This window comes from Terriglobus sp. (assembly GCF_965201105.1).
Lineage (GTDB): Bacteria > Acidobacteriota > Terriglobia > Terriglobales > Acidobacteriaceae > Terriglobus.
The window spans coordinates 153448-175160 of the sequence record NZ_OZ241741.1; the positions used below are offsets into that span (position 1 = coordinate 153448).

At 63.8% G+C, this 21713-nt stretch carries 19 protein-coding genes; 9 read left to right on the top strand and 10 right to left on the bottom strand.

Annotated features, from left to right (window positions below; translation table 11 throughout):
• Position 1: 1 nt before the first annotated feature.
• The 4 genes from hemG to ACOFKT_RS00645 are packed head-to-tail and all read right to left on the bottom strand — an operon-like array spanning position 2 to position 4085.
• Complete coding sequence (gene hemG / locus ACOFKT_RS00630; RefSeq protein WP_419805518.1) at positions 2-1462, bottom strand: protoporphyrinogen oxidase; 1461 nt, start codon at positions 1460-1462, stop codon at positions 2-4.
• Positions 1462-2658, bottom strand: a complete 1197-nt coding sequence (hemH, locus tag ACOFKT_RS00635) for a ferrochelatase (RefSeq protein WP_419805519.1) — start codon at positions 2656-2658, stop codon at positions 1462-1464. Before hemH ends, hemG begins: the two co-directional genes overlap by 1 nt.
• On the bottom strand, positions 2655-3794 hold the full coding sequence (gene hemE, locus ACOFKT_RS00640; protein ID WP_419805520.1) for a uroporphyrinogen decarboxylase: 1140 nt from the start codon (positions 3792-3794) through the stop codon (positions 2655-2657). The genes hemH and hemE overlap by 4 nt, the downstream gene beginning before the upstream one ends.
• A gap of 18 nt (positions 3795-3812) precedes the next feature.
• Positions 3813-4085, bottom strand: coding sequence for an oxidative damage protection protein (locus ACOFKT_RS00645; protein ID WP_419805521.1), 273 nt, complete (start codon positions 4083-4085; stop codon positions 3813-3815).
• A 307-nt stretch (positions 4086-4392) separates the two neighbouring features.
• On the opposite strand from ACOFKT_RS00645, the gene ACOFKT_RS00650 reads away from it, so the two are divergent.
• A complete protein-coding gene (locus tag ACOFKT_RS00650) occupies positions 4393-4644 on the top strand; it encodes a hypothetical protein (protein ID WP_419805522.1) in 252 nt (83 codons plus the stop codon).
• A gap of 47 nt (positions 4645-4691) precedes the next feature.
• Here ACOFKT_RS00650 and ACOFKT_RS00655 read toward each other — a convergent pair whose 3' ends face one another.
• The 4 genes from ACOFKT_RS00655 to ACOFKT_RS00670 all read right to left on the bottom strand — a co-directional run bounded on the left by ACOFKT_RS00655 (position 4692) and on the right by ACOFKT_RS00670 (position 10940).
• Positions 4692-5324, bottom strand: coding sequence for a hypothetical protein (locus tag ACOFKT_RS00655; RefSeq protein WP_419805523.1), 633 nt, complete (start codon positions 5322-5324; stop codon positions 4692-4694).
• A 44-nt stretch (positions 5325-5368) separates the two neighbouring features.
• Positions 5369-5539, bottom strand: coding sequence for a DUF5522 domain-containing protein (locus ACOFKT_RS00660; protein WP_419805524.1), 171 nt, complete (start codon positions 5537-5539; stop codon positions 5369-5371).
• Positions 5532-10283, bottom strand: a complete 4752-nt coding sequence (locus ACOFKT_RS00665; protein WP_419805525.1) for a DEAD/DEAH box helicase — start codon at positions 10281-10283, stop codon at positions 5532-5534. The genes ACOFKT_RS00660 and ACOFKT_RS00665 overlap by 8 nt, the downstream gene beginning before the upstream one ends.
• Positions 10284-10433: 150 nt before the next feature.
• Positions 10434-10940: a ferritin-like domain-containing protein gene (locus ACOFKT_RS00670; protein ID WP_419805526.1), complete on the bottom strand. Its 507-nt coding sequence runs from the start codon at positions 10938-10940 to the stop codon at positions 10434-10436.
• Between the two features lie 158 nt (positions 10941-11098).
• Here ACOFKT_RS00670 and ACOFKT_RS00675 point away from each other — a divergent pair, with 158 nt between their 5' ends.
• Positions 11099-11704, top strand: a complete 606-nt coding sequence (locus tag ACOFKT_RS00675) for a KdsC family phosphatase (protein WP_419805527.1) — start codon at positions 11099-11101, stop codon at positions 11702-11704.
• A 19-nt stretch (positions 11705-11723) separates the two neighbouring features.
• Positions 11724-12353, top strand: a complete 630-nt coding sequence (locus ACOFKT_RS00680) for a DUF1349 domain-containing protein (protein ID WP_419805528.1) — start codon at positions 11724-11726, stop codon at positions 12351-12353.
• 18 nt (positions 12354-12371) lie between these two features.
• Here ACOFKT_RS00680 and ACOFKT_RS00685 read toward each other — a convergent pair whose 3' ends face one another.
• Positions 12372-13505, bottom strand: a complete 1134-nt coding sequence (locus tag ACOFKT_RS00685; RefSeq protein WP_419805529.1) for an FUSC family protein — start codon at positions 13503-13505, stop codon at positions 12372-12374.
• A gap of 216 nt (positions 13506-13721) precedes the next feature.
• Between ACOFKT_RS00685 and ACOFKT_RS00690 the strand changes: the two genes are divergently transcribed.
• Genes ACOFKT_RS00690 through ACOFKT_RS00715 form a run of 6 tightly spaced genes read left to right on the top strand, consistent with a single transcriptional unit; the run spans position 13722 to position 20518 of the window.
• Positions 13722-14606, top strand: coding sequence for a phytanoyl-CoA dioxygenase family protein (locus ACOFKT_RS00690; RefSeq protein WP_419805530.1), 885 nt, complete (start codon positions 13722-13724; stop codon positions 14604-14606).
• A complete protein-coding gene (locus tag ACOFKT_RS00695) occupies positions 14603-16312 on the top strand; it encodes a sodium:solute symporter family protein (protein ID WP_419805531.1) in 1710 nt (569 codons plus the stop codon). The genes ACOFKT_RS00690 and ACOFKT_RS00695 overlap by 4 nt, the downstream gene beginning before the upstream one ends.
• A gap of 10 nt (positions 16313-16322) precedes the next feature.
• Entirely contained in the window at positions 16323-16562 is a 240-nt protein-coding gene (locus tag ACOFKT_RS00700; protein ID WP_419805532.1) for a hypothetical protein, read from the top strand.
• The gene (locus tag ACOFKT_RS00705; RefSeq protein WP_419805533.1) at positions 16559-17692 is read left to right on the top strand and encodes an alcohol dehydrogenase catalytic domain-containing protein; all 1134 of its coding nucleotides are present in this window, start codon (positions 16559-16561) and stop codon (positions 17690-17692) included. The genes ACOFKT_RS00700 and ACOFKT_RS00705 overlap by 4 nt, the downstream gene beginning before the upstream one ends.
• Before the next feature lie 13 nt (positions 17693-17705).
• Positions 17706-18503, top strand: a complete 798-nt coding sequence (locus ACOFKT_RS00710; protein WP_419805534.1) for an alpha/beta hydrolase — start codon at positions 17706-17708, stop codon at positions 18501-18503.
• Positions 18500-20518, top strand: coding sequence for an alpha-L-arabinofuranosidase C-terminal domain-containing protein (locus tag ACOFKT_RS00715; protein ID WP_419805535.1), 2019 nt, complete (start codon positions 18500-18502; stop codon positions 20516-20518). The genes ACOFKT_RS00710 and ACOFKT_RS00715 overlap by 4 nt, the downstream gene beginning before the upstream one ends.
• 53 nt (positions 20519-20571) lie before the next feature.
• Here ACOFKT_RS00715 and ACOFKT_RS00720 read toward each other — a convergent pair whose 3' ends face one another.
• Positions 20572-21630, bottom strand: coding sequence for a family 43 glycosylhydrolase (locus ACOFKT_RS00720; protein ID WP_419805536.1), 1059 nt, complete (start codon positions 21628-21630; stop codon positions 20572-20574).
• Positions 21631-21713 lie beyond the last annotated feature (83 nt).

Here is a 21713-nt window from a genome sequence, read left to right on the forward strand (position 1 = left end):
GCTACTGCGCGATGGAGCGAACGGCGTCGCGAGCGTCGCGGATAAGATCGGGCAGGCCAACCCCGCGATAACCATTACCGAGCAGGTGCAGGCCGCCGAGCCTCGCTATGCGTTCGTTCACGTCAGTCATGCGTTCCATGTGGCCGACCGCGTACTGCGGCAGAGCGCGGTGCCAAAGGCGCGTGACGGAGAAGGCGGGGCCGGGCAGCGGACCGAGGATCTGCTGAAGGTCCGCGAGGGCATGCTGATAAGGCAGCGGTCGCATGGCCCAGAGAGGGAGATCGCTGCCGTCGTCCTTGACGTCGAGGCCGCCATAGTAGGCGCGGATCAGGCGTGCGCCGGCGGGGACGCGATGCGCATATTTCTGGTCGCAGAAGGTGGCAGCGAGCAGGCCTCCGCCGCTCGCGGTGACGGGCGGCACCAGAAAGCCGAAGCCTTTCGGCCAACGCACATTTTGCTCGGGCGTGAAGCCAAACGCGACCACCGCGGCACTGCTGGTCTGCATGTGCATCAGTTCGCAGGCGCGCGGGTCCAGATCGCGGAGCAACTCGCGGGCGCGCAAGACCGGAAGCGCGAGCAGGACGTGATCGGCAGCAAGTGTCTGAGGTGACATGTTCGGGGTGCGCGCGTCGAGTTCGGTCGCTACGTTCCACTGCGAGCCGTTGCGGGTGAGTGCGACAACACGCCGGTGGAATAGGATGTTTTGCGAATCGAGGTGCGCGGCCATGGCGTCCACGAGTGTGCCGGTGCCGTTGGTGAGCGAAGTAAAGATGGTTGGCTTCGGCGCCGTAGTTTGGCCGGTTCGCTGTTTCGCTTTGCGCTGCAAAGCGAGGATGAGTGAGCCGTGCTCGCGTTCCATGTCGACGAACGGCTTCATGACCGCGCGGACGCTGAGCTGCTCTACGTCGCCACCAAAGATGCCGCCGAGCAGTGGAGCGCCGATGGTGCGCAGGACTTCTTCGCCGAAGTGGCGGCGCACGAAGCTGGCAATGGACTCATCATGTTGCGGCGCCGTGCGTTTGAGATCTGCGGCGCGCGCGGGTTCGGCGGCGTAGGCGGCACGTGCCTGAGCGTTGAACAGCGGTGTCTGCTGGATGGTTTCGAGATCGGAGGGTACCATCATGCGCATGCCGTCCGGCATCGGCTGAAGCTGCCCGTTGTGCAAAATCCAGGTGACGCGATCCGCGTCGTTGGAGGGCAGAAGCTGATTGCCGAGCCCGAGCTCCACGGCGAGCTCGCGTGCCCAGGGCTTTTCGCTTACCCAGCCATCCGGGCCAAGATCAACGATGAAATCGCCCGCGGGAGTCTGGCGGCGTTCCGTTTCGACGGCGCCGCCAAGGCGGTTCGACTTTTCAATGAGCGTGAAGGTAAGGTCCGCACCTGCACGCTGCAAACGGGTGAGTTCGTATGCAGCGGTGAGGCCGGCGATGCCACCGCCGACGATGACAATGTGCTTCGGCATCACGCAACTACGGCGGGTTCTTCGATCGGAGCAAGCACGGTAAGGAGCTCGGCGCTGCTGTGCGGAGCGGGCGCTTGTGGGTGCTCGTAGCCGTGCAGAACGACATCTTCCAACGCTTGTATGAGTGTTGGACTGTCATTGAGGCTGGCTGCGCGGGAGATGGTCAGGCTGAGCTCGCGTGCTGTCTGCTGAAACGCGATGTCAATATCGTAGAGGATCTCCACGTGATCGCACAGAAAGCCGACGGGCTGCAGAACGACGTGCTCATACCCCTGTCTTTTAAGCGCCGCCAGGGTGTCCTCAACGCTGGGGCCGATCCACGGGCCGCCGCTGATGCCTTGGGATTGAAAGCAGAAGTACCAATCGTTCTCGCTGAGGATGTCGGCGAGTTCCGCGGCGATGCGGGTTGCGGTCTTCTTACATTCGGAGTTGTAGGTATCGGGCTCGGTGGCAAGCACCATTCCGTGGTGTTCCACTGGCTTCACCGAGGCCTGCACGGTGCGGCAAGGCACGGAGTGCGCAGTGAAAAGCACGGCGGTGCGGGTATCGGTGGCGCGAGCGGCGACAAGTGCGGGACGCATGGTTTCTGCGAAAGCAAGTGCGAGCAGCGGGTGCTCGGCCCAGCCGGCGAGGAAGTCAATGTTGAGGTCGTCGCCTGCGGCGGTTTCAACCGCGCGTTTGTACAGCCCAACACTGGTGCGGCTGTTCTGTGGCGCAAGGCAGATGGTGCGGGCGCGGGTGATGCCGTCGGCTTTCATCTGGGCGACCACATCGGCGATGAACGGATGCCAGTTGCGCATGCCAACGTAGACGGGGACGCCAAGCTGCTTAGCCAGAAGGCGGCCTTGCAGCAGTGTCCAGCGCGTCAGGTGTGGGCCTTCCGGCACCGGTTCGTCGCGCAGGCCAATCTGGGCGTAGCGCTCCTGCAGTTCATGCACTACGTGAGGCGGTACACCGCGGCCGCCGGTCACCAGCTTCAGGTACGCATCCATTTCGCCGAGCGTGTCTGGCGTTCCGTGGGCAAGAAGCAGGACAGCTTGGGGCTCCTCGACAGGCTCCATCGCGGCGCCTTCGGCTGCGCTCTGCTCATGTGCGCGCTGGATCTGCTTCGCGATCTGGTCGTGCAATGGTTGGAGGCGTTCCCGAAGATGCAGCTTCTCCGCCGCAAAGCCGACAAAGAAATGAAAGAGGCTCATCGCGGGGCTCCGATGCGGTCCGCACCGCTACGCCTGCTGAGTTCGCGAACCCATTGGGCGACGGCGATCACGTTGTCCACGGGGGTGCCGGGGACGATGCCGTGGCCGAGATTAAAGATGTGGCCGGGACGGTTTGCGGCGGCGGCAAGGATGCCTTCAACGCGAGCACGCAGCACATCCTGCGGCGCGAAGAGCGTGATGGGATCGAGGTTGCCCTGTACCGCGACATCTGCGCCGGCAAGCCGCCAGCCTTCCTCGAGCGGCACGCGCCAGTCCAGACCAAGTACGTCCGCGCCGGTCTCGCGCATGGTGGGAAGCAGCGACGCCGTGTCCACGCCGAAGTAAATCACGGGCACACCGAACGTTTTGATCTGCTGAATGAGTTGCGTGGTTGCGGGCAGAACGTAGTCGCGATAGTCCTCGACGGAGAGGGCGCCGGCCCAGCTATCGAAGACCTGGATGACGTCGGCTCCAGCTTCGACCTGTTGCGCGGCATAGGCAGTGAGCACGGTGACCAGCTTGTCAGAGAGCATGCGCCAGGCGTCGCGGTCGCCGTACATCAGCTTTTTGGTCTCAACGTAGTTGCGGGAGGAGCCACCCTCGATCATGTAGCTGGCAAGGGTGAACGGAGCGCCGCAGAAGCCGATGATGCCGAGCCGGTCGCCATCGACGCGCGGCGAGGCAAAATGTTTCGATACCGTGCTGATCGCTTCGGCAACGTAGCGAAGATCATCGGTGCGATCGGTGCGCAACGCAGCAATATGCTCGCGTGTGCGGACAGGCTGGTGGACGACAGGACCTTCGCCGTTGACGAACTCAAAATCGAGCCCCATGGGGGTGAAGGGCAGCAGTAGATCGGCAAAGATGATCGCTGCGTCCACGCCGAGCCGCTCGGCGGCGGTGATGGTGACCTCGGCCGCGATGGAGGGAGTGCGGCAGATGTCGAGCAGCGAATGGTGGCGGCGCACCGCCATGTACTCGGGCATGTAGCGGCCGGCCTGGCGCAGGAACCACACGGGCGTGCGATCGACCGGCTCGCGCAGGCAGGCACGCACAAAGCGGCTATCGCTGCTGGCCACAAGTGTGGGGGCGCGAAAGTGAGAGGCTTCGGCAAGAATGGCTGCGGTTTGCGTCATCGTGAGGAGTTCGACGCGCTATGCGGTGGGCGCGACGTATTCCTTCGGCAGTTCGCCGCCGGAGCCGTAGAAGAAATCGTTCATCTGCTCGACCAGGAACTCCTGCGCCTGTGGCGTCCAGGGCTGCAGGCGGTACTCGTTCAACAGCATCTTCTGACGCTCGACCCATTCGTTCCAGGCGCGCTGCGAGATGGTCTTGTAAACCTTATGGCCCAGTTCGGAGTCGAACGGCGGTTCGTCAAGACCGGGCAGTTCCTGCTTGTACTTCGCGCAAAACACCATATGTGCCATATAAATTCCTTTATCATCAGTATTGTATCGGCGCTCGAAAAGGTGCAGTGATGCGGCATCCCGCTGCGTGCGGCCGCGTCCTAGTCTGCACCTGTATGTAGGAGGCTTTTCGTATGCGGAAATGGTTGGGAACGGCGGTTGTCACGGTCGCAATGGGGATGGCGGCTTGCGGCGTAACGGCGCGTGCGTAGACGGATAACGCGCCGGGCAAGACGGCCACCGGTCGCAAGGTAGGTGGTGTGCCGAGTGACGCTCTGGGCCTGTGCAAGGACGGCACGTACGTGAGCACGGGCAGCAAGCAGTCGGCGTGCAGCCGCCAGGGCGGAATGAAGATCTGGTACTTGGACGGTCCGGAGCACCCGACCGATGCGGACTACGCGCTACACCCGCGGCAGGCAAGACCGCGACGGGCAGGCACGTTGGAAAAGAGCAGATTCCATCCGACGCGCTGGGCAAGTGTAACGACGGCACGTTTGTAAGCACGGGCAAGAAAGATACGGCCTGTGCGGCGCACGGCGGCATGCAGATCTGGTACCTGGACAGCACGCCAAACAATTAATGGCGGGGCATGCACTTCGAGTCAGGCCGGTGATCGCTTGGCCTGCGTCACTCTTTGCGGCTCAACGATTCCATGCCCTCCACACCGCGTTGCTTCTCAATGCGGAACATGGAATCGTGAGCTGCTTTGCAGGACGCACCCGCGGGTCGTTGCGCAACGGGTGCCATGTTGCAATCGCGCGCAATGTGGAACTGCTTGAAGTACTCCGGGTCTTCCAGCAATGTCATGAGCAGGCGCATGTGTACGGAGAAATCGCGTTTCGTGGCCTCAATTTGGGGCAGAACCGCTGCAGGCTTGACCGGGTGCGCGCTCGGCCACAGTGGCTTGAAACCTGGAGCGACCGTAGGCTTCCAACGATCGTAGCGATCCAAGGCGCGCAGCGAGGCCGCTGGGTCGTCGGACGCCGCCAGATTGAGTGATTGCCCGATGGTGTACTGGAAGGCGTACACGCCCTCGGCATCCTCGTCACTATTTGGCGGAAAAAGTGCGACCTCCAGACGGCGGCGCAACTGGCCAGCGTAGAAGTAGAACACCGCGTCTTCCAGGTGGTTCGCTTTTGCCGCATCCACGGCGTGCTGCAACAGCGCCATCGATGATTCGGTCTCTGCGGAGACTTGCGCACGAATGCCCGGCAGGATCGAAACGGCGAGCAGCACTATGGCCAAACGACGAAAAAGCATGCGCAGTAGATTTGCTCGTGGCTGTATGCGTTGCCTGCGCGTAGCTAGGTGCCTTTGCCGGGAACCGGCTGGCCGTCATCGTTGTACGGGCAGTGGCGGCATCCGTTACCGCAGCAGTAGCCGCGTTTCAGGTGATATGCAGCCGTGAACACGAGGAAGGGGCCGTCGAAATAGTAGTCCTCCGGTTCGAGCGCGGGTGTGGAAGGCTCAGGCAAACAGGCCGCCTTGCGGTGCCTGCGCCGGTTCCAAAGCATGTGCCTGTTGCACAACGTTCGCCGCGCCCGCAGCGACCGTGTCTCGCTTTGCCTTGCGAATGCCGTCGGGTGTGGCGACCGCATCCAGCTCATTGCCGTGCTCGTCACAAGCGGCGCCGTTGCGCAGGTACACGCGCCGGCCCGCGACGGCTGCGGTCCGCTCACCCGGAACGACCATGCCGATCAGGTTCACGGGATCGCAGGCTGCGAGTGAAAGCACCTCGTCGTGCGTGAGATCGCGTGTGGCGCGAAGCGATTCGACGGCTTCGGGCAGGGCGAACTGTTCCCCGTTAAAGCCCGAAACGAAGCGGCCGCCACGTACGTCGCCGCGTGCTTCCAAGCGGCGCAGCATGCGAAGCAGGTCGCGCCATGGCGGTGCGTTGGTCTCGCGAAGCAGCAGGTCGCGGAAAAGGATGCCATAGCGGCTAAGCAGGACGCGGGTCGCGGACTCGAGCGCGGCTTCCTGCACGCGGGCTCGCTCCGGCGCGGCAAGTTGAGGAGCGTCGTCCTGGAGGAACAACGACCAGCGGCCGCTGGTGGAGCGCGTGCCACGGCGGGCGCCGTTGGCGACTGGCTCCGCAGCAAGCGGCTTGCGCCTGGGGTCCATCATCTGGCGAAGCTGGTCGAAGCCATCGGCCGAGGCAAGGCCCGCGGTGGCGAGCTCCCACAGCGCGGTTTGCACTTGTGGCTTCGAAAGCGTGCAGAGGCGTTGCAGGTCGGCGGTGAAACAGGCGCCGCGGTCGTGGAGCGCGGCGCGGACATTCAGTGCTTCGGATGAGAGCGCGATGGCGAGCTTCGTTTCTTCGACCTGCTTGGCGGCGAGCGCGGGTTCCAGCCAATCAGCGGATTCGCGCACGTAAAAGGTAATCGGCGCCATGTTAGTGGGGATCACGCGGCGCGGCGCGGCACCGTCCCCCGCCGACCAGGCCGGGTGCGGCGAGATGCGGCCCCAGCCCACGGCGCCCGAAAGGCAAAGCGCGTCAAGCCACTGCGGGTTATAGTCGCGGACGCGCGCTGGAAGCAGCGTGCGCTCCCACTCGATGGCGGGCGCTTCAAAGCCCTCGAGCTGCAGCAGGGCCTCCAGAACGCCCTCTTCGCCGGCGAGCTCGGTTTGTGGTGCGAGGTGTTGCCAGCGTGTAAGCCAGCGCAGGAAAACAGCGGGCGTGACAGACTGAATCTGCTTGCGCAATGCGCCAAGAGTAAGGCGATGAATGCGCTGCAGGATGCGGCGCTCGCACCATTCGATGTGGTTGTCGTCAGTGGTGGCGGTGTGTTCGAAGACGCCGCGCATGGCGACACCCTGCACCTCCATCTGCACGAGCTGCTGGAACAGCGCGCGCGGCTGCAGGCCGAACAGTGCCGCGAGCTGGGTGCAAGTCGTGGGGCCAAGGATTTGCAGAAGGCCCTGGGTGAGCAGCCTGAGGGCGTCGGTGCTGGTGACGTCCTGTTCCGCCGTATGAGTCGGCGTCGCGCCTGGAAGAGATGCAGGTTTCTCCACTCCGGACGCACGATGAAGCTGTGCGTCCTCCGGTCGAAATGACAGGGTGTCGGCAAGAAGAGCAGGCCGTTCACGGCGCTCAGGATGGCAGTGCGCGAGATGCGCTGTCGTGGTTGGGTAGACCGTTTTGGTTACGTGGGCGGAGATGCTGAGCAGGGCGAGAGCATGCTGAAGGCGCTCGGTGGCGACCCAGCAGAGTTCGTTGCCGAAGGGAACTACCGTGGCGCGTCCACGGGTCTGGAGACGTTCGAAGAAGAGCGGCCAGTGACGTGCGGCATGGGCGCGGTGAGCGGCAAGCTGTGGGTTTGTTTTGATGGTTGTCGAAGTGTTATCTGCGGCAGCTTCAATGTTTGTTTGATCGTGAAACAGTGACGTGGGCAGGGCGATGCAGTTGAAGAGCAGATCATGCAACTCGTGCTCGTCGCGCAGGTCCGGCCAGATTTCGCAACGCGCCTGCAGGATCGCGGCGGGGTCGAGCCGGCCGGCTTCGCCGAGCACTGAATCGGGAATGGTGCGGCGCAGTGAGACGGCGCGGGCGCGGCGCTCTTCCAGGTCGGCCTCGTCCAGAAAGCTGTTCTGGTTGGCGTTCAGCAGCTCGTGCGAGAACTGCGACGGCACGGGTGTGTCGACGGCGATGCACTCGATCGCGCCCGAGTCCATGTCACGCAGCACCTGCTGCAGCCCTTCCAGGTCCATCGCCTCCTGCAGCACGTCCTGCATGACTTCCCGCACCAGCGGGTGGTCGGGAATCACGATGTCGCCGACAATGGTTTCGAAGCATGCTGCCGCCTGCGGGAAGACGGAGGCGAGCAGATCTTCACCACGGGTGCGCTGCACTTGTGGCGGCACTTTCTTGCCTTTTTGAAAGCGCAGCAGTTGCAGCGAGCGGTTCGCGGCCCAGCGCCAGCGCGTTTTGAAAATGGGCGAGGCGAGCGCGGCCTGCTCCAGCAATTCTCTGGCGGTCAGGTCGGTCAGATAGTGGAAGACGTCGGAAAGCGGAAAGCTGTGCTGCTCCGCGAGAGAGATGTTGATGCCGTTGTCGGTCGCGGCAGCCTGCAGCTCATAGTTGAAGCCGCGGCAGAAACGCTTGCGCAACGCCAAGCCCCAGGCGCGGTTGATGCGGCCGCCAAACGGCGCGTGCAGAATGAGCTGCATGCCGCCGCCTTCATCAAAGAATCGCTCCGCGATGATGCGCTGCTTGGTCGGCACCGTACCCAGCACGGCGCAACCGGAAACGACGTACTGCACCAGTTGGCGCGCACCGGATTCGCAGACGCAGCAGGCGTCCATCAGCCACGCGCAGACCTCCGCGACTTGCGGATCTTCCAGCGAGATGCGTTCGTGGTGCAGGCCGGCGGTGCGCACGCAAATCTCTTGCCGCAACGCGCTGACGAAGTCGGAGAGAACGCCCGAGCGCTGCGGTGCTTCGCCGGCCCAGAACGGCACGTTGGGCGGAGCTCCGTGGGCGTCTTCGACCAGCACGCGGCCTTCTTTTTCGACGACCAGAACGCGCCAGCTTGCATTGCCAAGCTGGATCACATCGCCGGGACCGGAGTCGATCGCGTAGTGCTCGTCGAGGGTGGCAATCTGCGTGCCCTCGGGCTGCAGAATCACGCTAAAGATCGCGGTGTCTGGAATGGCCCCGCCATTGCCGATGGCGGTGATGCGCGCGCCACGGCGCGGGTGCAGTTGACCCGCGATGCCGTCGCGCAGAAGGTAAGCGCCATAACGTCCGCGCGAGTTTTCAATGCCCTGATGCAGCAGCGTGACCAGCTCATCGAACTCCGCGCGTGTGAGGTCGCGGTAGGGGTAGGCGCGTGTGACCAAGCGATACAGCGCGTCCTCTTCCCATGGCTCAGCGGCGCACGTGGCGACCATCTGCTGCATCAGGATGTCCAGCGGCTTGGGCGGAATTTCAAGCCGATCAAGCGAGCCGGAGCGCATCGCCTGCACGAGCGCAGCCTGTTCGAGCAGGTCATCGCGCGTAGTGGCGAAAAAGCGGCCCTTGGGCGTGGCGCCGCGCCAGTGCCCCGCGCGGCCGACGCGCTGCATGGCGGCGGCAACGGCGCGCGTGCTGTTGAGCTGGATGACGAGATCGACCGCGCCGATGTCGATGCCGAGTTCGAGTGAGGCAGTGGCGACAAGCGCCTGAATCTCGCCCGCTTTCAGGCGTTGTTCGGCATCGAGGCGGAGTGCGCGCGAGAGGGAACCATGATGCGCGGCCACGTTGTCGGGTCCAAGGCGTTCGGCGAGCGCACCGCACAGGCGTTCGGTCATGCGGCGCGTGTTGACGAAAACGAGCGTGGACTTATGCTCGCGGCAGAGTTGCGCGATCCGGTCAAAGATCTCGACCCACATCTTGCTGTCGCAGACGCTGGAAAGTTCGGAGGACGGGATCTCAATCGCGAGGTCGAGCGTGCGGCGCTGGCCGACCTGGATGATGGTCGCCTGCGGGCCGCTTGCGCCGGTCAGAAAGTTGGCGACGAGCTCGATTGGGTTCTGTGTGGCGGAAAGTCCGATGCGCTGCGGCGGTGTGCTATACCCGGTGAGCATGCCGCCGGGAGCGAGCCGGTTTTCGCCGGTCACGATCGCGTCGAGGCGCTCGAGCGTGAGCGCCAGATGTGCGCCGCGCTTGTCGTCGGCCATGGCGTGGATTTCATCGACGATGACAGTGCGCACGCAGCGAAGATTTTCGCGCGCTTTCGCGCTGGTCAGCAGCAGGTACAGCGACTCGGGCGTTGTGACCAGGATGTGCGGCGGCGCCTTTAGCATGGCGACGCGCTCTTTCGGCAGAGTGTCGCCAGTGCGAACGCCGGTGCGGATTTGCGGCAGCAGGTAGCCCCGCTCCAACGCAAGCTGCAGGATCTCTCTTAGCGGCTGATCGAGATTTTTTTGAACATCGTTGGAGAGTGCCTTGAGTGGCGAAACGTAAACGATCTGCGTGGTCGCGGGCAAGCGGCCTTCGATGGCCTGAACCACCAGCTGATTGATGGCGACCAGAAACGCGGTGAGCGTCTTGCCGGAGCCGGTGGGCGCGGAGATAAGCGTCGCGTCGCCGCGCACGATAGCGGGCCAGCCCTCAATCTGTGGCTCAGTCGGCGATCCAAAGCGCGTCAGGAACCATTCGCGCACCACGGGATGTGCCCAGACGAGAGCGGGGTGGTCAAGGCAATCAGGTTCCGGCGGAGCCATGGCGAGGGAAGCCATACGGCATTTTAGCGCGCAGCTTCGCCGGGTATTCGCCTTGATGCCGGTTCATGCACAGATGCCCCAACACAAGTGCAGCAACGGCAAGAGGCCCCAACGGCAAGAGGCCCGGCGAACCGGGCCTCTTGCCTGCACATGCTTCCGCAAAGCTTAAGCGGCGACCAGGGCGTCACTGTTCACGCGATCTGCCACCTGCGAGAGCAGCTTGTCGGCATGCTTCTCGTCGTTCAGAATGCTCTCCAGAATCTGCGCGTCCTGGTGCCGTCCCAGCAGGCGCGCCCAATTTTGCAGCGTGCCGTAAACAGCCATCTCGTGGTGCTCCACCTGCTGGCCGGCGCCGATCAGGGCCACGTCCAGCACGTCAGGGTCGTTCACGTCCTTGATGGTGTCCTGAGCCTCCGTGACAAGCGCGTGGATGACTTTGCAGGTCTGGCTGCTTGAGTCTTCCTGCTGGCTCAGCAATTGCTTGACCTTGTCCACGTGGGTTTCACTTTCCTGCAGGTGCGACTGGAAGGCCTGCTTCAACTGCGTGTCGCTGGACTTCTCGATCATCGTTGGCAGTGCTTTCACGATCTGCTCTTCCAGGTCGAGCGCCTTGCGCAGTTCGGAGTTGTAAAGTTCCTGGAGCGACTGGATGTTTGCGGAAAAGATTTTCATGGGGTGGTCCCTTTCGGCGAATCTTCTGCGCTCCGGCCCCGGGTCGGCGCGTGCAGCAAGTCGCGACCTATACTGCGATGCGGTGCCGTCCGCGAGGCTTTGTCCGGCTGTGGTCGCCACAATGCGCCGCCATCGTGAAGCCTGCGAGAATGCTGCATATGAGCGATGTGGAACAGATGTCCGCGGCAGCGCGGGCGCGGCGCGTGAAGGTAATTGTGTTCGACGTGGACGGCGTACTGACCGACGGACGGCTGTTCTTCGTGCCGACCGGCAAGGACGCGAATGGCGAACCGACAGCCGTTGAGGTGAAGGGCTTCAGCGCGCACGATGGGCTGGGTATCGCGATCGCGCGCGCGGCGGGCTTGAAAATCGGCGTGATCACCAAGCGGCAGTCGGACACAGTCGCGGTGCGCATGCGCGACCTGCACGTGCAGCACCTGTATCAGGGCGCGCACTTCAAGACGGAGGCGCTGGCGAAGATCGCGGCGAGCGAGGCGGTCGGCATGGACGAGATGGCGTATGTGGGCGACGACATCATCGACCTGCCACCGATGCGGCAGGTCGGGTTTGCCGTCGCAACGTGGAACGCGCGCGACCAGGTCAAGCGCGAGGCGCACTGGGTCACGCCGCACGCGGGCGGCCTGGGCGCGGGGCGCGACGTGATCGACTTCGTGCTGGAGTCGCAGGGCCGGTTGGACGAGGCAATCGCGTTTTATCTGAGCAAAGAGAACAAGAGCACAGACATTGGATCCGGCGGCATGTAGCCGTGCTTAGAATCGCAGCATGACGATGCTTCGCACCCAGCTATCTGGCGCTGCACTTCTCCTGTGCAGCGCAGCCACCGCACTCGCACAGCGGGCCTGGCAGAACGAGCCGGCACACTGGCGCGACACGCAGGACGGACTCACGGAGACCGTGCCTGCCGGGACGGACTACTGGCGGACAACGCATTACGGCTTCATCCGTGACAACGGCCCATTCCGCTACGTGGAACGCTCCGGCGATTTCGATGCCGTGGTACGGATCAAGGGCAAGTACCGCGAGCGCTACCACCAGGCTGGCCTCATGATCCGCGCCGATGATCAGAACTGGATCAAGGCCGGCATCGAGTTTGTCAACGGCCGGCAGAACATCAGCGCCGTGGTCACGCGCAAGGTGTCGGACTGGTCGGTGGTGACGCGGAACGACAGCCCGGAGTACATCTGGCTGAAGCTGCAGCGCCACGGCGACGCGGTACAAATCTCAAGCTCGCTCGACGGCCAGACATGGACGATGTTCCGTATGGCCTACTTTCCGCCTGCGGTGCCGGTAAAGATCGGCATGGTTGCCGCTGCTCCCGGTAAGCAGGATTTCGAGGTTACGTTCGACCACTTCACGGTTGGTCCGCTGACGGAGCTTCCGAAGGAAGAGTAGGCGGCCCGGCTGTGCTGCTCAGTGCACGGACACGTCCGACGTTCGCCGCCAGCCCAGGCGTTCCTCCAGTGTGTGAACGCGCTGCACCGTGAAGTGACTGGCGCGGCGCAGGCCGAGCACGAACAGGTGCACGCCGATCGCGATACCGCAGCCTGCCGCGGTAGCGCCGAAGCGGCGCAACAGCACGTCATGCGCGGGCTGGTGCAGGATCGCCAGCAGAAAGCAGATGTAACCGGTCAGCACTACGGAAAAGGCACCGTAGTTCACATTGGTCCAAAGGTAGCTGAGATACAGAAAGACAAGCACCAGAACTGTCAGCGCGAATCCGCGTGGATGCACCGTGACGACAAGCAACGTGCTGAGCAGGGCACCCAGCAGCGTGCCGGCCGTGCGCAACACGGAACGGGCTGCCGTAAGCGCCCACTCGGGCTTGGGAATGAGCACGGCGGTCATGCCGATCCAGTAGGCGTTTGGAAAGGAAAGATGCCGGTAAACCACGGTGGCCAGCAGCGTGGTCGCGGCAAGCCGCAAAGTGAACACAAAGGTGCCAGAATGTGGGCTGAGTTGTTCGCGAAGAAAAGGCACTTCCAGGTGCTTCGGATTGAAGTCGGATTTTGAAAAATGCGTTCGTGCGCGCGGCCAAAGCCGTTGCAGGCCAAAGATACACAGCGTTTGCAGCGCGCCACCGGCCAAGACGCCCGCGCCGCGCAGCAGGGCGCTTCTGACCAGGTCGTGCGTGGTGCCCGGCGTGCTGGCCGCGGCAGACGACACAATGAGGAAAACGCAGCACTGCTGGCCGACCCAGCCGGTCGCACTGCTGATGCCGGTGCTGAGGCCGTAAACGATGCTCCAAACCAGCACCGCCGCCAACAGGGCGGGTGTGTTGTCGCGGCACAGCGCGCCCACCATGGCAGAAATGCCGATGCCAACGGTGGCGAGCGCCATGGGGCCGGAGCGTGTGTAGAGCGGCTGCTGAAATGAGCCGAAGCCCACTGTCTGCGCGCCGCCTGCCATGAGCACCGCGGTGCCGGGAAAGCCGAGCGGCATACCGATGAGCAGCGGAAGCGCAACGCCCGGCAGGCAAAGGAGCGCGTGAAGCGGCTCGGCAGCGCGCCAGTTGAAACTGCGGATCTGCTGCGTGAGTTCATTCATGTGGAAGCAGGTGCCCAGATGGCCATGGGCCACGCGGCGCTGTTTACCAGCTTAGTCAATGCGAGATGCGGTTGCGGCGAGTGACGCCAGCCGAGGACCAGTTTGACCGGCCCAGTGCGCTGCCGGCAACAAGTTTTTGAGCGCGGACCAACCCGGAAGCGAGCAGATCAGGCATATGATGAAAACGGTTACATTTCGCACCCCGGAGCCGATGCCATGACGACCGAAACGGAAACCCTTTCGACTTCCTCCGCTGCATCTCCGGCCATTCAGGCGGAGCTCGACGCTCCATTCACCCTGACCGAAGCGCAGGTCGCGTTTTATGCGGAACATGGCTATATCAAGCTGAAGCACGTGCTTTCGCCCGCGCTTCTGGAACACTACCGCCGCGCGATCCACGACCGCGTCGCGGAGCTTTCCCGCGATGCCCTGCCGATGGAGCAGCGTGACACATACGGCAAGGCGTTTCTGCAGATCATGAATCTGTGGACGGAATCGCCGGAGGTGAGAGAGTTCGTCTTTGGCAAGCGGCTGGCGCGCATCGCGGCTGAGCTGATGGGCGCGACTGGCGTGCGCGTTTACCACGACCAGGCGCTGTACAAAGAGGCCGGTGGTGGCATTACGCCGTGGCACGCGGATCAGTACTACTGGCCGGTGGACAGCGACCGCACCGTAACGGTGTGGGTGCCGCTGCAGGCGACGCCGAAGGAGATGGGCCCGCTCATATTTTCCGAGAAAAGCCACCGGCTGCAGGTCGGGCGTGACCTGGAGATCAGCGACGAAAGCGAAATGACGCTGAAGCAGGCGCTCGAGACGTTCACGGTTGAGAACAGCGCGTACGACCTGGGCGATGTGAGCTTCCACGCCGGCTGGACGTTTCACCGGGCAGGTGCGAACTCGACCGACCGGCCGCGCGAGGTCATGACCGTGATCTACATGGACGAGAACATCCGCCTGACCGACCCGAAAAACAAGAATCACGTGGCTGACATGGAGCGCTGGATGCCAGGGCTGAAGAGCGGCGACGTGCTGAACTCGCGCTTGAACCCGGTCCTCTACTCCAGCAGTCCCGGGCCGGTCACCGCGGCGGAGATCGCTTGATCGCGGCCGCCCTGGTCATTCCCCAACAGCTTGCGCACCTGAACTGGCTCGACACGGTAGTGATCGTCACCTACTTTGCCGCCGTGCTCGGGCTTGGTCTGCTGTTGAAGCAGCAGACCAACACCAGCGAAGACTTTTTCCTGGCCGGCCGCGACATGAGCGCGTGGGTTGCCGGCGTCAGCTTCCTGGCCGCCAACATGGGCGCGCTGGAATTGATGGGATGGGCGGCCTCGGCGTACCAGTACGGCTTTCTGGCGGCGCACTGGTATTGGATCGGCGCCGTGCCGGCAATGCTGTTTCTGGCACTGGTGATGATGCCGTTCTATTACATCTCGCGCACGCACTCCGTGCCGGGATACCTGAAGCTGCGGTTCGGCGAGTCGACCCGCGCGCTCAGCGCGTTTTCGTTCGCCGGCATGACGGTGCTGATGAGCGGCATCAACATGTTTGCCATGGCCAAGGTAATGCAGGTGGTACTTGGCTGGAATCTGAACTTCTCCATTTTTGTGTCCTCGCTGACGGTGGCGGCGTATGTGACACTGGGCGGCCTGCGCTCGGCCATCCTGAATGAAGTGCTGCAGTTCTTTCTGATCTGGGCCGGCGCGATTGTGGTTCCAATCTTGGGCCTGATGGAAACGGGCGGTTGGGCCGGGTTGAAGCTGCGCATCCTGGAGAATACGCAGTCCGCTGGCTTCCTGCACATGTGGACGACGCTGGGCGACCCGCGCGCGAACAGCATGGGGATCCACTGGACCGGCATGGTCTTTGGCCTGGGCTTCGTCGGCGCGCTGGGGTATTGGACCACCGACTTCCTGGTGGTGCAGCGCATTCTGGCCGCCAAAGACCTGCGCAGTGCGCAGATGGCCCCGATCATCGGCGCTTGGTTCAAGATGGCCGTGCCGTTCATCGTGATTGTGCCCGGCTTGATCGGACTGGCGGTGCTGCCCGGCGCGGGTCTGCCGTTGGTGGGCGAAGGCGTGGCGCGCGCGGGCCAGCACACCTACAACGAGGTGCTGCCGCTCCTGCTGGTGCGTTATGCCGGACCGGGGCTGCTCGGGCTGGGAATCACGGCGCTGATCGCGGGCTTCATGTCGGGCATGGCGGGTAATGTGAGTGCGTTTTCCGCGGTGTGGAGCTACGACATCTATCAGCCGCTGTTGCGGCCGCAGGCCACGGATCGCGAGATGCTGCGCGTCGGACGCTGGAGCACGATCCTGGGTGTGCTGGCATCCATCGGAACCGCGTACTTCGCCATGCATTTTTCTTCCATCATGGAGTATGTGCAGGCGCTGTTTTCGTTCTTTGTGACGCCGCTATTCGCCACGGTAATCCTGGGAATGCTGTGGAAGCGCTGCACAAATGCGGGCGCGTTCTGGGGATTACTCCTCGGCATGGCTTCTTCCGTCGGCATGTGGGCGTGGGTGCAGGCGCAGCCCTCCGCGCTGCACATCCTGGCGCTGTCGCAGTACGCGCAGCCCATGGCGGAGTCGCTGTATCGCATGCTGTGGTCCTGGCTGCTCGCGGTGCTGGTCACGGTCGTGGTCAGCCTGTTTACCCGTCCGAAACCTGTTTCGGAACTCGGTGGCCTGGTATATGGCGCGACCGAGCTGCCGTTGGAGGCCTCGTATCCGCTGGTGCAACAGCCGGTGTTTTGGGCGGGTGCTGCCTTTCTTGTTTTTCTATGGCTGCAATGGCTTTTCCGGTAGAGGGTGATGGATGCGACGCGTGATTGAGGTCTGGTTCTACATCGGTGCGATGCTTACCGCGTATGGGCTTATGCTCTCGGCGGCGGGCGTGTACCAGTGGGTGCATCCGCCGCCCACGGTGCTTGCGGATAAGCATGCGACCTTCTGGATCGGGCTGTTCCTGCTCGCCGTTGGCATGGTCTATGTGGTGGCGTACTGGCCGCGGCCGGGCATCGCTGGACCGCATGGCTCGAAAGCCGGCAGGGCATGACGGAGATCCGCGCCGCGGTTGCCAACGGCACCGGCGCCTACTCCATCGATACGGTGTACCTGGCTGACCCGGGACCGGGCGAGGTCCTGCTGGCGATCCGCGCCAGTGGGGTGTGCCACACCGACTCCGACTCGCTGCGCTGGGGCCGCCCTCTGATCCTGGGGCATGAAGGTGCGGGCGAGGTGCTAGAGGTGGGCGTGGGCGTGACGACGTGCCGGCCCGGCGACCGCGTAATGCTGAATTGGGCGATCCCGTGCGGCGTGTGCTTCCAGTGCGCGCGCGGCAAGGAAAACATCTGCGAAGACCGGGGCACCGTGCCGGATCGCAGCTTTGCGCGTACCGATGCGGTGGCCGGAGCGAGCAAAGGCGTGAGCGCGCGCAACACGGGCGCGGCCGGTCCGGGTGGGTTCAATGCATCGTTCTCGCTGGGCACCATGGCGACGCACGCGCTGGTGCCGCAAGCGGCGGTGCTGCCGCTGCCGGACGGCGTTCCGTTTGAGATTGGCGCAATTCTGGGCTGCGCCGTGATGACCGGCTTCGGCTCCGCGGTGAACGCGGCGCAGGTGACGCCGGGCAGCACCGTGGTGGTACTTGGCTGCGGCGGCGTGGGATTGAGCACCATGCTGGGCGCGCACTACTGCGGGGCAGAGCGCATCATCGCCGTTGACGTGAACCCGGCACGGCTGGAACTCGCAAAGCAGTTCGGTGCGTCGGAAGTCCTGCTGGCTGACCGCGGTGACACCGGCCTGCTGCAGGCGGCGGCACAGGTGCGTGCGCAGACCGGCGGGCGTGGCGCGGACTATGCCTTTGAATGCACTGCCGTCCCCGAGCTTGGTGCCGCACCGCTGGCGATGGTGCGCAGCGCGGGCACAGCGGTGGGCGTCAGCGGCATCGAGAAAGTCGTGCCGGTCGACATGGAGCTGTTCGAGTGGGACAAGATCTACATCAACCCGCTCTATGGAGCGTGCCGTCCGCAGCGTGACTTTCCGCTGATGCTGGAGCTTTACCAGCAGGGCAGGCTGCCGCTGGACGCCATGGTGACGCGGCGCTATCCGCTGGAAGCGCTGGACCGTGCCTTTGCAGACATGCACGCCGGCATCAACGCAAAAGGGGTTCTGCTGCCTGGCTGATCTCTTCCATACCGTGGAGCTGTCTGACCCGGCGCTGGAGCACGACGGCCTGCGTCTGGCGACGGTGAAGAGCCGCGCGCTGGGCCGGCGCGGTGACGCAAGTTTCTGGGTCCCACAAGCGGAGCGCATCGACACGCTGCTGATCCTGCTGCACGGAGTGTGGGGCAGCCATTGGGTGTGGTCGCAGAAGGGAGCCGCCCATCGCATCGCGCAGCGCATGGTCGACGCCGGCGAGATCGCGCCGATGGTGCTGGCCATGCCGAGCGATGGCCTTGGCCGCGACGGATCCGGCTATCTTTCCTGGCCCGGCGGCAGCGATGTGGAGCGCTGGATCGTGGACGAAGTGCCCGCGCTTGCCCGCCTTGCCGCGCCGGCGCTGGCATCGAATGCGGCGGTCGCAATTGCGGGCTTATCCATGGGCGGCTATGGCGCGCTGCGGCTCGGAGCGAAATACCCGGAGCGATTCCGGGCGATTGTGGCGCACTCCGCTATTGCGGGCATTGAGGATTTTGCCGGCTTCGTCGAGGAGCCGCTGTCAGAGTATCGCGAATGTGCGCCGGCCGAAGAGTTGGAGACCGCCTACTGGATCCAGCGCAACCGGGAGCGGCTGCCGCCGTTGCGCTTCGACTGCGGCGTCGACGACCCGCTCATTCAAAGCAATCGCCGGCTGCACGAAACGCTGCTGCGGGAACAGATTCCCCACACGTGGGCCGAGTACGGCGGTGGCCATGAGTGGAGCTATTGGCAGCAGCACCTCCCTGATACCCTTCGCCACGTTCATCAGCATTGCTCCAGGAAAGCCACGCCATGACCGCATCTGTTCGCCACACGGCCGCTCTGCTTGTTCTTGCCACACCCTTCGTCCTGCGCGCGCAAACTCCCGGAACCGCAACCGTGCAGGTAGATGCGACGCATGTCGAGAACCGCGTCAGCCCGCGCATGTACTCGGCATTCACCGAGATGATGGCCGAAGACGTGAAGCGCGGCCTGACGGCGGAGATGCTGCTGGACCGTTCCTTTGAGCAGCCGGTTGACTACCTGAACCTGCCGGCGCACTGGCAGCAGGAGCCGGATGAGCGGAACGATGTTGCGGGCGCGTTTCACTTTGCGCAGACCACCGACGCTGCGTACCCGGTGACCGACGCCGCCACGCACCAGCCGAACCACTCGCTGCGCGTAAACCTCTCACCGGCCGACATTACCGACACGCGCCGCGGCTTCTCGCAAGGAACGCTGTCCGTCGTGGCCGGGCAGGCCTATCGCGGGTACATCTGGGCGAAGGTGCCGCCGGACAAGGGATACACGGGCAACGTCCGGGTGGCGCTTGAGGAGAACAATACCGATGGCGCGACCTACGCGTCGACCACGCTGACCGGCGTCGCGGGTGACTGGCGCAAATACGATTTCACGCTGACCCCGTCGCAGACGGACCGCTTTGCCAAGCTCAGCTTCCTGTTCGACGGTCACGGCACGCTCTTTATCGACGAGGCTTCGCTGGAGCCGGCGAGCGCTCGCGGCGAGGTGCGCGCCGACACGGAAGCGATGATCGCCGGGCTGCATCCGTCGTTTCAGCGCTGGCCCGGCGGCAACGTGGCGCAGGACTATCACTGGCAGTGGGGTATCGGGCCGCGCGATCAGCGGGCCGTGTTCGTCAACAAATCCTGGAGCAACGCTCCCGAGCCGAATGATTTCGGCACGGACGAATACCTCGCCTATTGCGAGCGTCTGCACATTGAGCCGACCATCACGGTTAACGTGGACGGCGCGGGGGCAACGCCGGAAGAGGCCGCGCACTGGGTCGAATACGTAAATGGACCGGCGAGCTCAAAGTACGGCGCGATGCGTGCGGCGAACGGGCATCCGGCGCCCTATGGAGTGAAGCAGTGGGAGCTGGGAAACGAGATCTTCGGCGACTGGGTGCGCGGTCACGTCACGGCCGAGCAGTATGCCGAGGCGGCGGTGCGGTATGCGAAAGCCATGCGCGCGGTCGATCCATCGCTGCGCCTGGTCGCGGTGGGCGAGGGTATTTTTCCAGGCAGCGACGCCTGGAACTCGGCCGTGCTGCGCATCGCCGGCCCACAGATTCAGTACCTGGCCGTGCACGACTACACCACGCTCGCGGAAAACAGCAAGGCTCCCGATCCGCGCAACGCCATGATGGCACGCGCCGGTGCCTACGAACGGAACTACCGGCACATGGGCGACCTGCTACAGCAGAACGCGCCGGGGCGGGACATCAAGCTGATCGTGAACGAGTGGAACCTGTTCTACGGTGCCGACGTGATCCAGTCGATGGAAGGTGCGGTGTATGCCTCGCGCATGATGAACGGCTTTGAGCGCGACGGCGCCGTCGTGGAGGCGAACAGCATCTCGGACCTGTTGAACGGATGGCCGGGCGGCATTATCCAGGCCAGCCGCGACCGCGTGTACGGCACGGCACAGTACTACGCGGTAAAGCTGTACAACGATAATCTTGCGGCGGACCGGCTCCGCGCGGAGGTGCAGTCGCCCGAACTGGGCGCGGGTCTGTCCGCGGTGGATGCGGTTGCGGGCCATTCCGCCGATGGCAAGCGGCTGTTCGTCAAGCTATCGAACGCGGACGCGGCGCATTCGATCCGCACTACGCTGCGGGTCACCGGATTCGAGCACGGCCCGAACGCTACGGTGCAGCTGCTGAGCGCCGCCGATCCTCATCAGCGCAACAGCTTTTCGCATCCCATTGCCGTCGCGCCTGTGACACGCCCGCTGCACTGTTCCGCCGCCTGCGCAGTCACACTGCCGCCGGACTCCATTGCGGTAGTCACGCTTACTGCGAGCGGCAGATAGGGATCAGCACAACACAAATCAGGAAAACGCGCTGGCATCATAATGGCACGCCATCAGTGCGATGGCTTCTGCAATTTCGTCGACGTGGACACAGGCGTTCCGAATTCCGGCGTGCCGTCAGCGTTCCAGGTGAACTTCTGGATGCGTGGCGAACGGTGGCTTCCGCAGCCCTGACCGGATTCCGGATTGGCGTGGTAGATGATCCAGTCTTCCTTGCCGTCCAGCGAGTGAAAGAAGCCGTTGTGCCCCGGGCCGAATACGCCGGCGGCACGGTCCTGCTTGAAGAAGGGGTGGTCGTACTTACTCCACTGTGTTGCATCGAGCAGGTTGGCGCCGGAGTGCGACCGCACCACGCCTAGCTCGTAATAGTCCGTCCAGCAGGCCGAGCCGGAATAAACGAGAAAGATGTCCGAGCCATGCTGCAGAATTTCCGGGCCTTCGTTGACTTCCACGTGGGGCAAGGCAGGGCGATCGGGCAAGTCGCCGACATGTTCCCAGGGGTATTTCGGGAACGAGATGGTGGTGCGCGGCGAATCGATCGTCCACGGGTTCTTCAGGTGCGCGATGTAGATGCGCTGCTCGCCATCGGTATCGCCCTCCCATCCGGACCACACCATGTACATGCGGCCGCGATCCTCAAAGACGGACACATCGATCGCCCATTTATCGCTCGCATCCGAAACCTTGCCGCGAAAAGTCCACTCGCCCTCCATCGGGTCGGCGGAAGAATTTTCCAGCACGTAGATGCGGTGGTTTTCATTCTTGCCATCGTCCGCGGCGAAATAGAGATACCACTTTCCCTGCAGCTGGTGCAGCTCCGGCGCCCAGATGTCACGCGAGTAAGGCCCGCTTGCCGGCGCCGTCCACACCGTCTTTACCTCCGCATGTTGCAGGTCGGTTATGTCGCGCGTGCGGCGGATGCGCAGATCCTTACCGGTGGTATTCATGTAGTAGTAGAAGCCGTTCGCGGTGACGACCCACGGGTCCGGACCGACCTGCAGCAGTGGATTGTGAAAAGTCGCGGTGTCCTGCGCCCTCGCGCTTACGGTCTGAAGCGACGCAAGGAGAAGCAGAAGGCAAAGGAGCTGTTTCACGGCGAAGCGGATCGGCATGGGTTGAACACTCCTCGGCTCGTCACGGCTGCGCGGGGACCTGCAGGTCTGCAATCTCGCGTTGCGCGAAGATGCAACTTTGA

What these genes read in the sequence shown, in the direction of transcription:
- hemG (WP_419805518.1), bottom strand. Translation starts at nt 1,462, where the DNA reads ATGCCGAAGCACATTGTCATCGTCGGCGGTGGCATCGCCGGCCTCACC.
- hemH (WP_419805519.1), bottom strand. Translation starts at nt 2,658, where the DNA reads ATGAGCCTCTTTCATTTCTTTGTCGGCTTTGCGGCGGAGAAGCTGCAT.
- hemE (WP_419805520.1), bottom strand. Translation starts at nt 3,794, where the DNA reads ATGACGCAAACCGCAGCCATTCTTGCCGAAGCCTCTCACTTTCGCGCC.
- ACOFKT_RS00645 (WP_419805521.1), bottom strand. Translation starts at nt 4,085, where the DNA reads ATGGCACATATGGTGTTTTGCGCGAAGTACAAGCAGGAACTGCCCGGT.
- ACOFKT_RS00655 (WP_419805523.1), bottom strand. Translation starts at nt 5,324, where the DNA reads ATGCTTTTTCGTCGTTTGGCCATAGTGCTGCTCGCCGTTTCGATCCTG.
- ACOFKT_RS00665 (WP_419805525.1), bottom strand. Translation starts at nt 10,283, where the DNA reads ATGGCTTCCCTCGCCATGGCTCCGCCGGAACCTGATTGCCTTGACCAC.
- ACOFKT_RS00670 (WP_419805526.1), bottom strand. Translation starts at nt 10,940, where the DNA reads ATGAAAATCTTTTCCGCAAACATCCAGTCGCTCCAGGAACTTTACAAC.
- ACOFKT_RS00675 (WP_419805527.1), top strand. Translation starts at nt 11,099, where the DNA reads ATGAGCGATGTGGAACAGATGTCCGCGGCAGCGCGGGCGCGGCGCGTG.
- ACOFKT_RS00680 (WP_419805528.1), top strand. Translation starts at nt 11,724, where the DNA reads ATGACGATGCTTCGCACCCAGCTATCTGGCGCTGCACTTCTCCTGTGC.
- ACOFKT_RS00685 (WP_419805529.1), bottom strand. Translation starts at nt 13,505, where the DNA reads ATGAATGAACTCACGCAGCAGATCCGCAGTTTCAACTGGCGCGCTGCC.
- ACOFKT_RS00690 (WP_419805530.1), top strand. Translation starts at nt 13,722, where the DNA reads ATGACGACCGAAACGGAAACCCTTTCGACTTCCTCCGCTGCATCTCCG.
- ACOFKT_RS00700 (WP_419805532.1), top strand. Translation starts at nt 16,323, where the DNA reads ATGCGACGCGTGATTGAGGTCTGGTTCTACATCGGTGCGATGCTTACC.
- ACOFKT_RS00705 (WP_419805533.1), top strand. Translation starts at nt 16,559, where the DNA reads ATGACGGAGATCCGCGCCGCGGTTGCCAACGGCACCGGCGCCTACTCC.
- ACOFKT_RS00715 (WP_419805535.1), top strand. Translation starts at nt 18,500, where the DNA reads ATGACCGCATCTGTTCGCCACACGGCCGCTCTGCTTGTTCTTGCCACA.
- ACOFKT_RS00720 (WP_419805536.1), bottom strand. Translation starts at nt 21,630, where the DNA reads ATGCCGATCCGCTTCGCCGTGAAACAGCTCCTTTGCCTTCTGCTTCTC.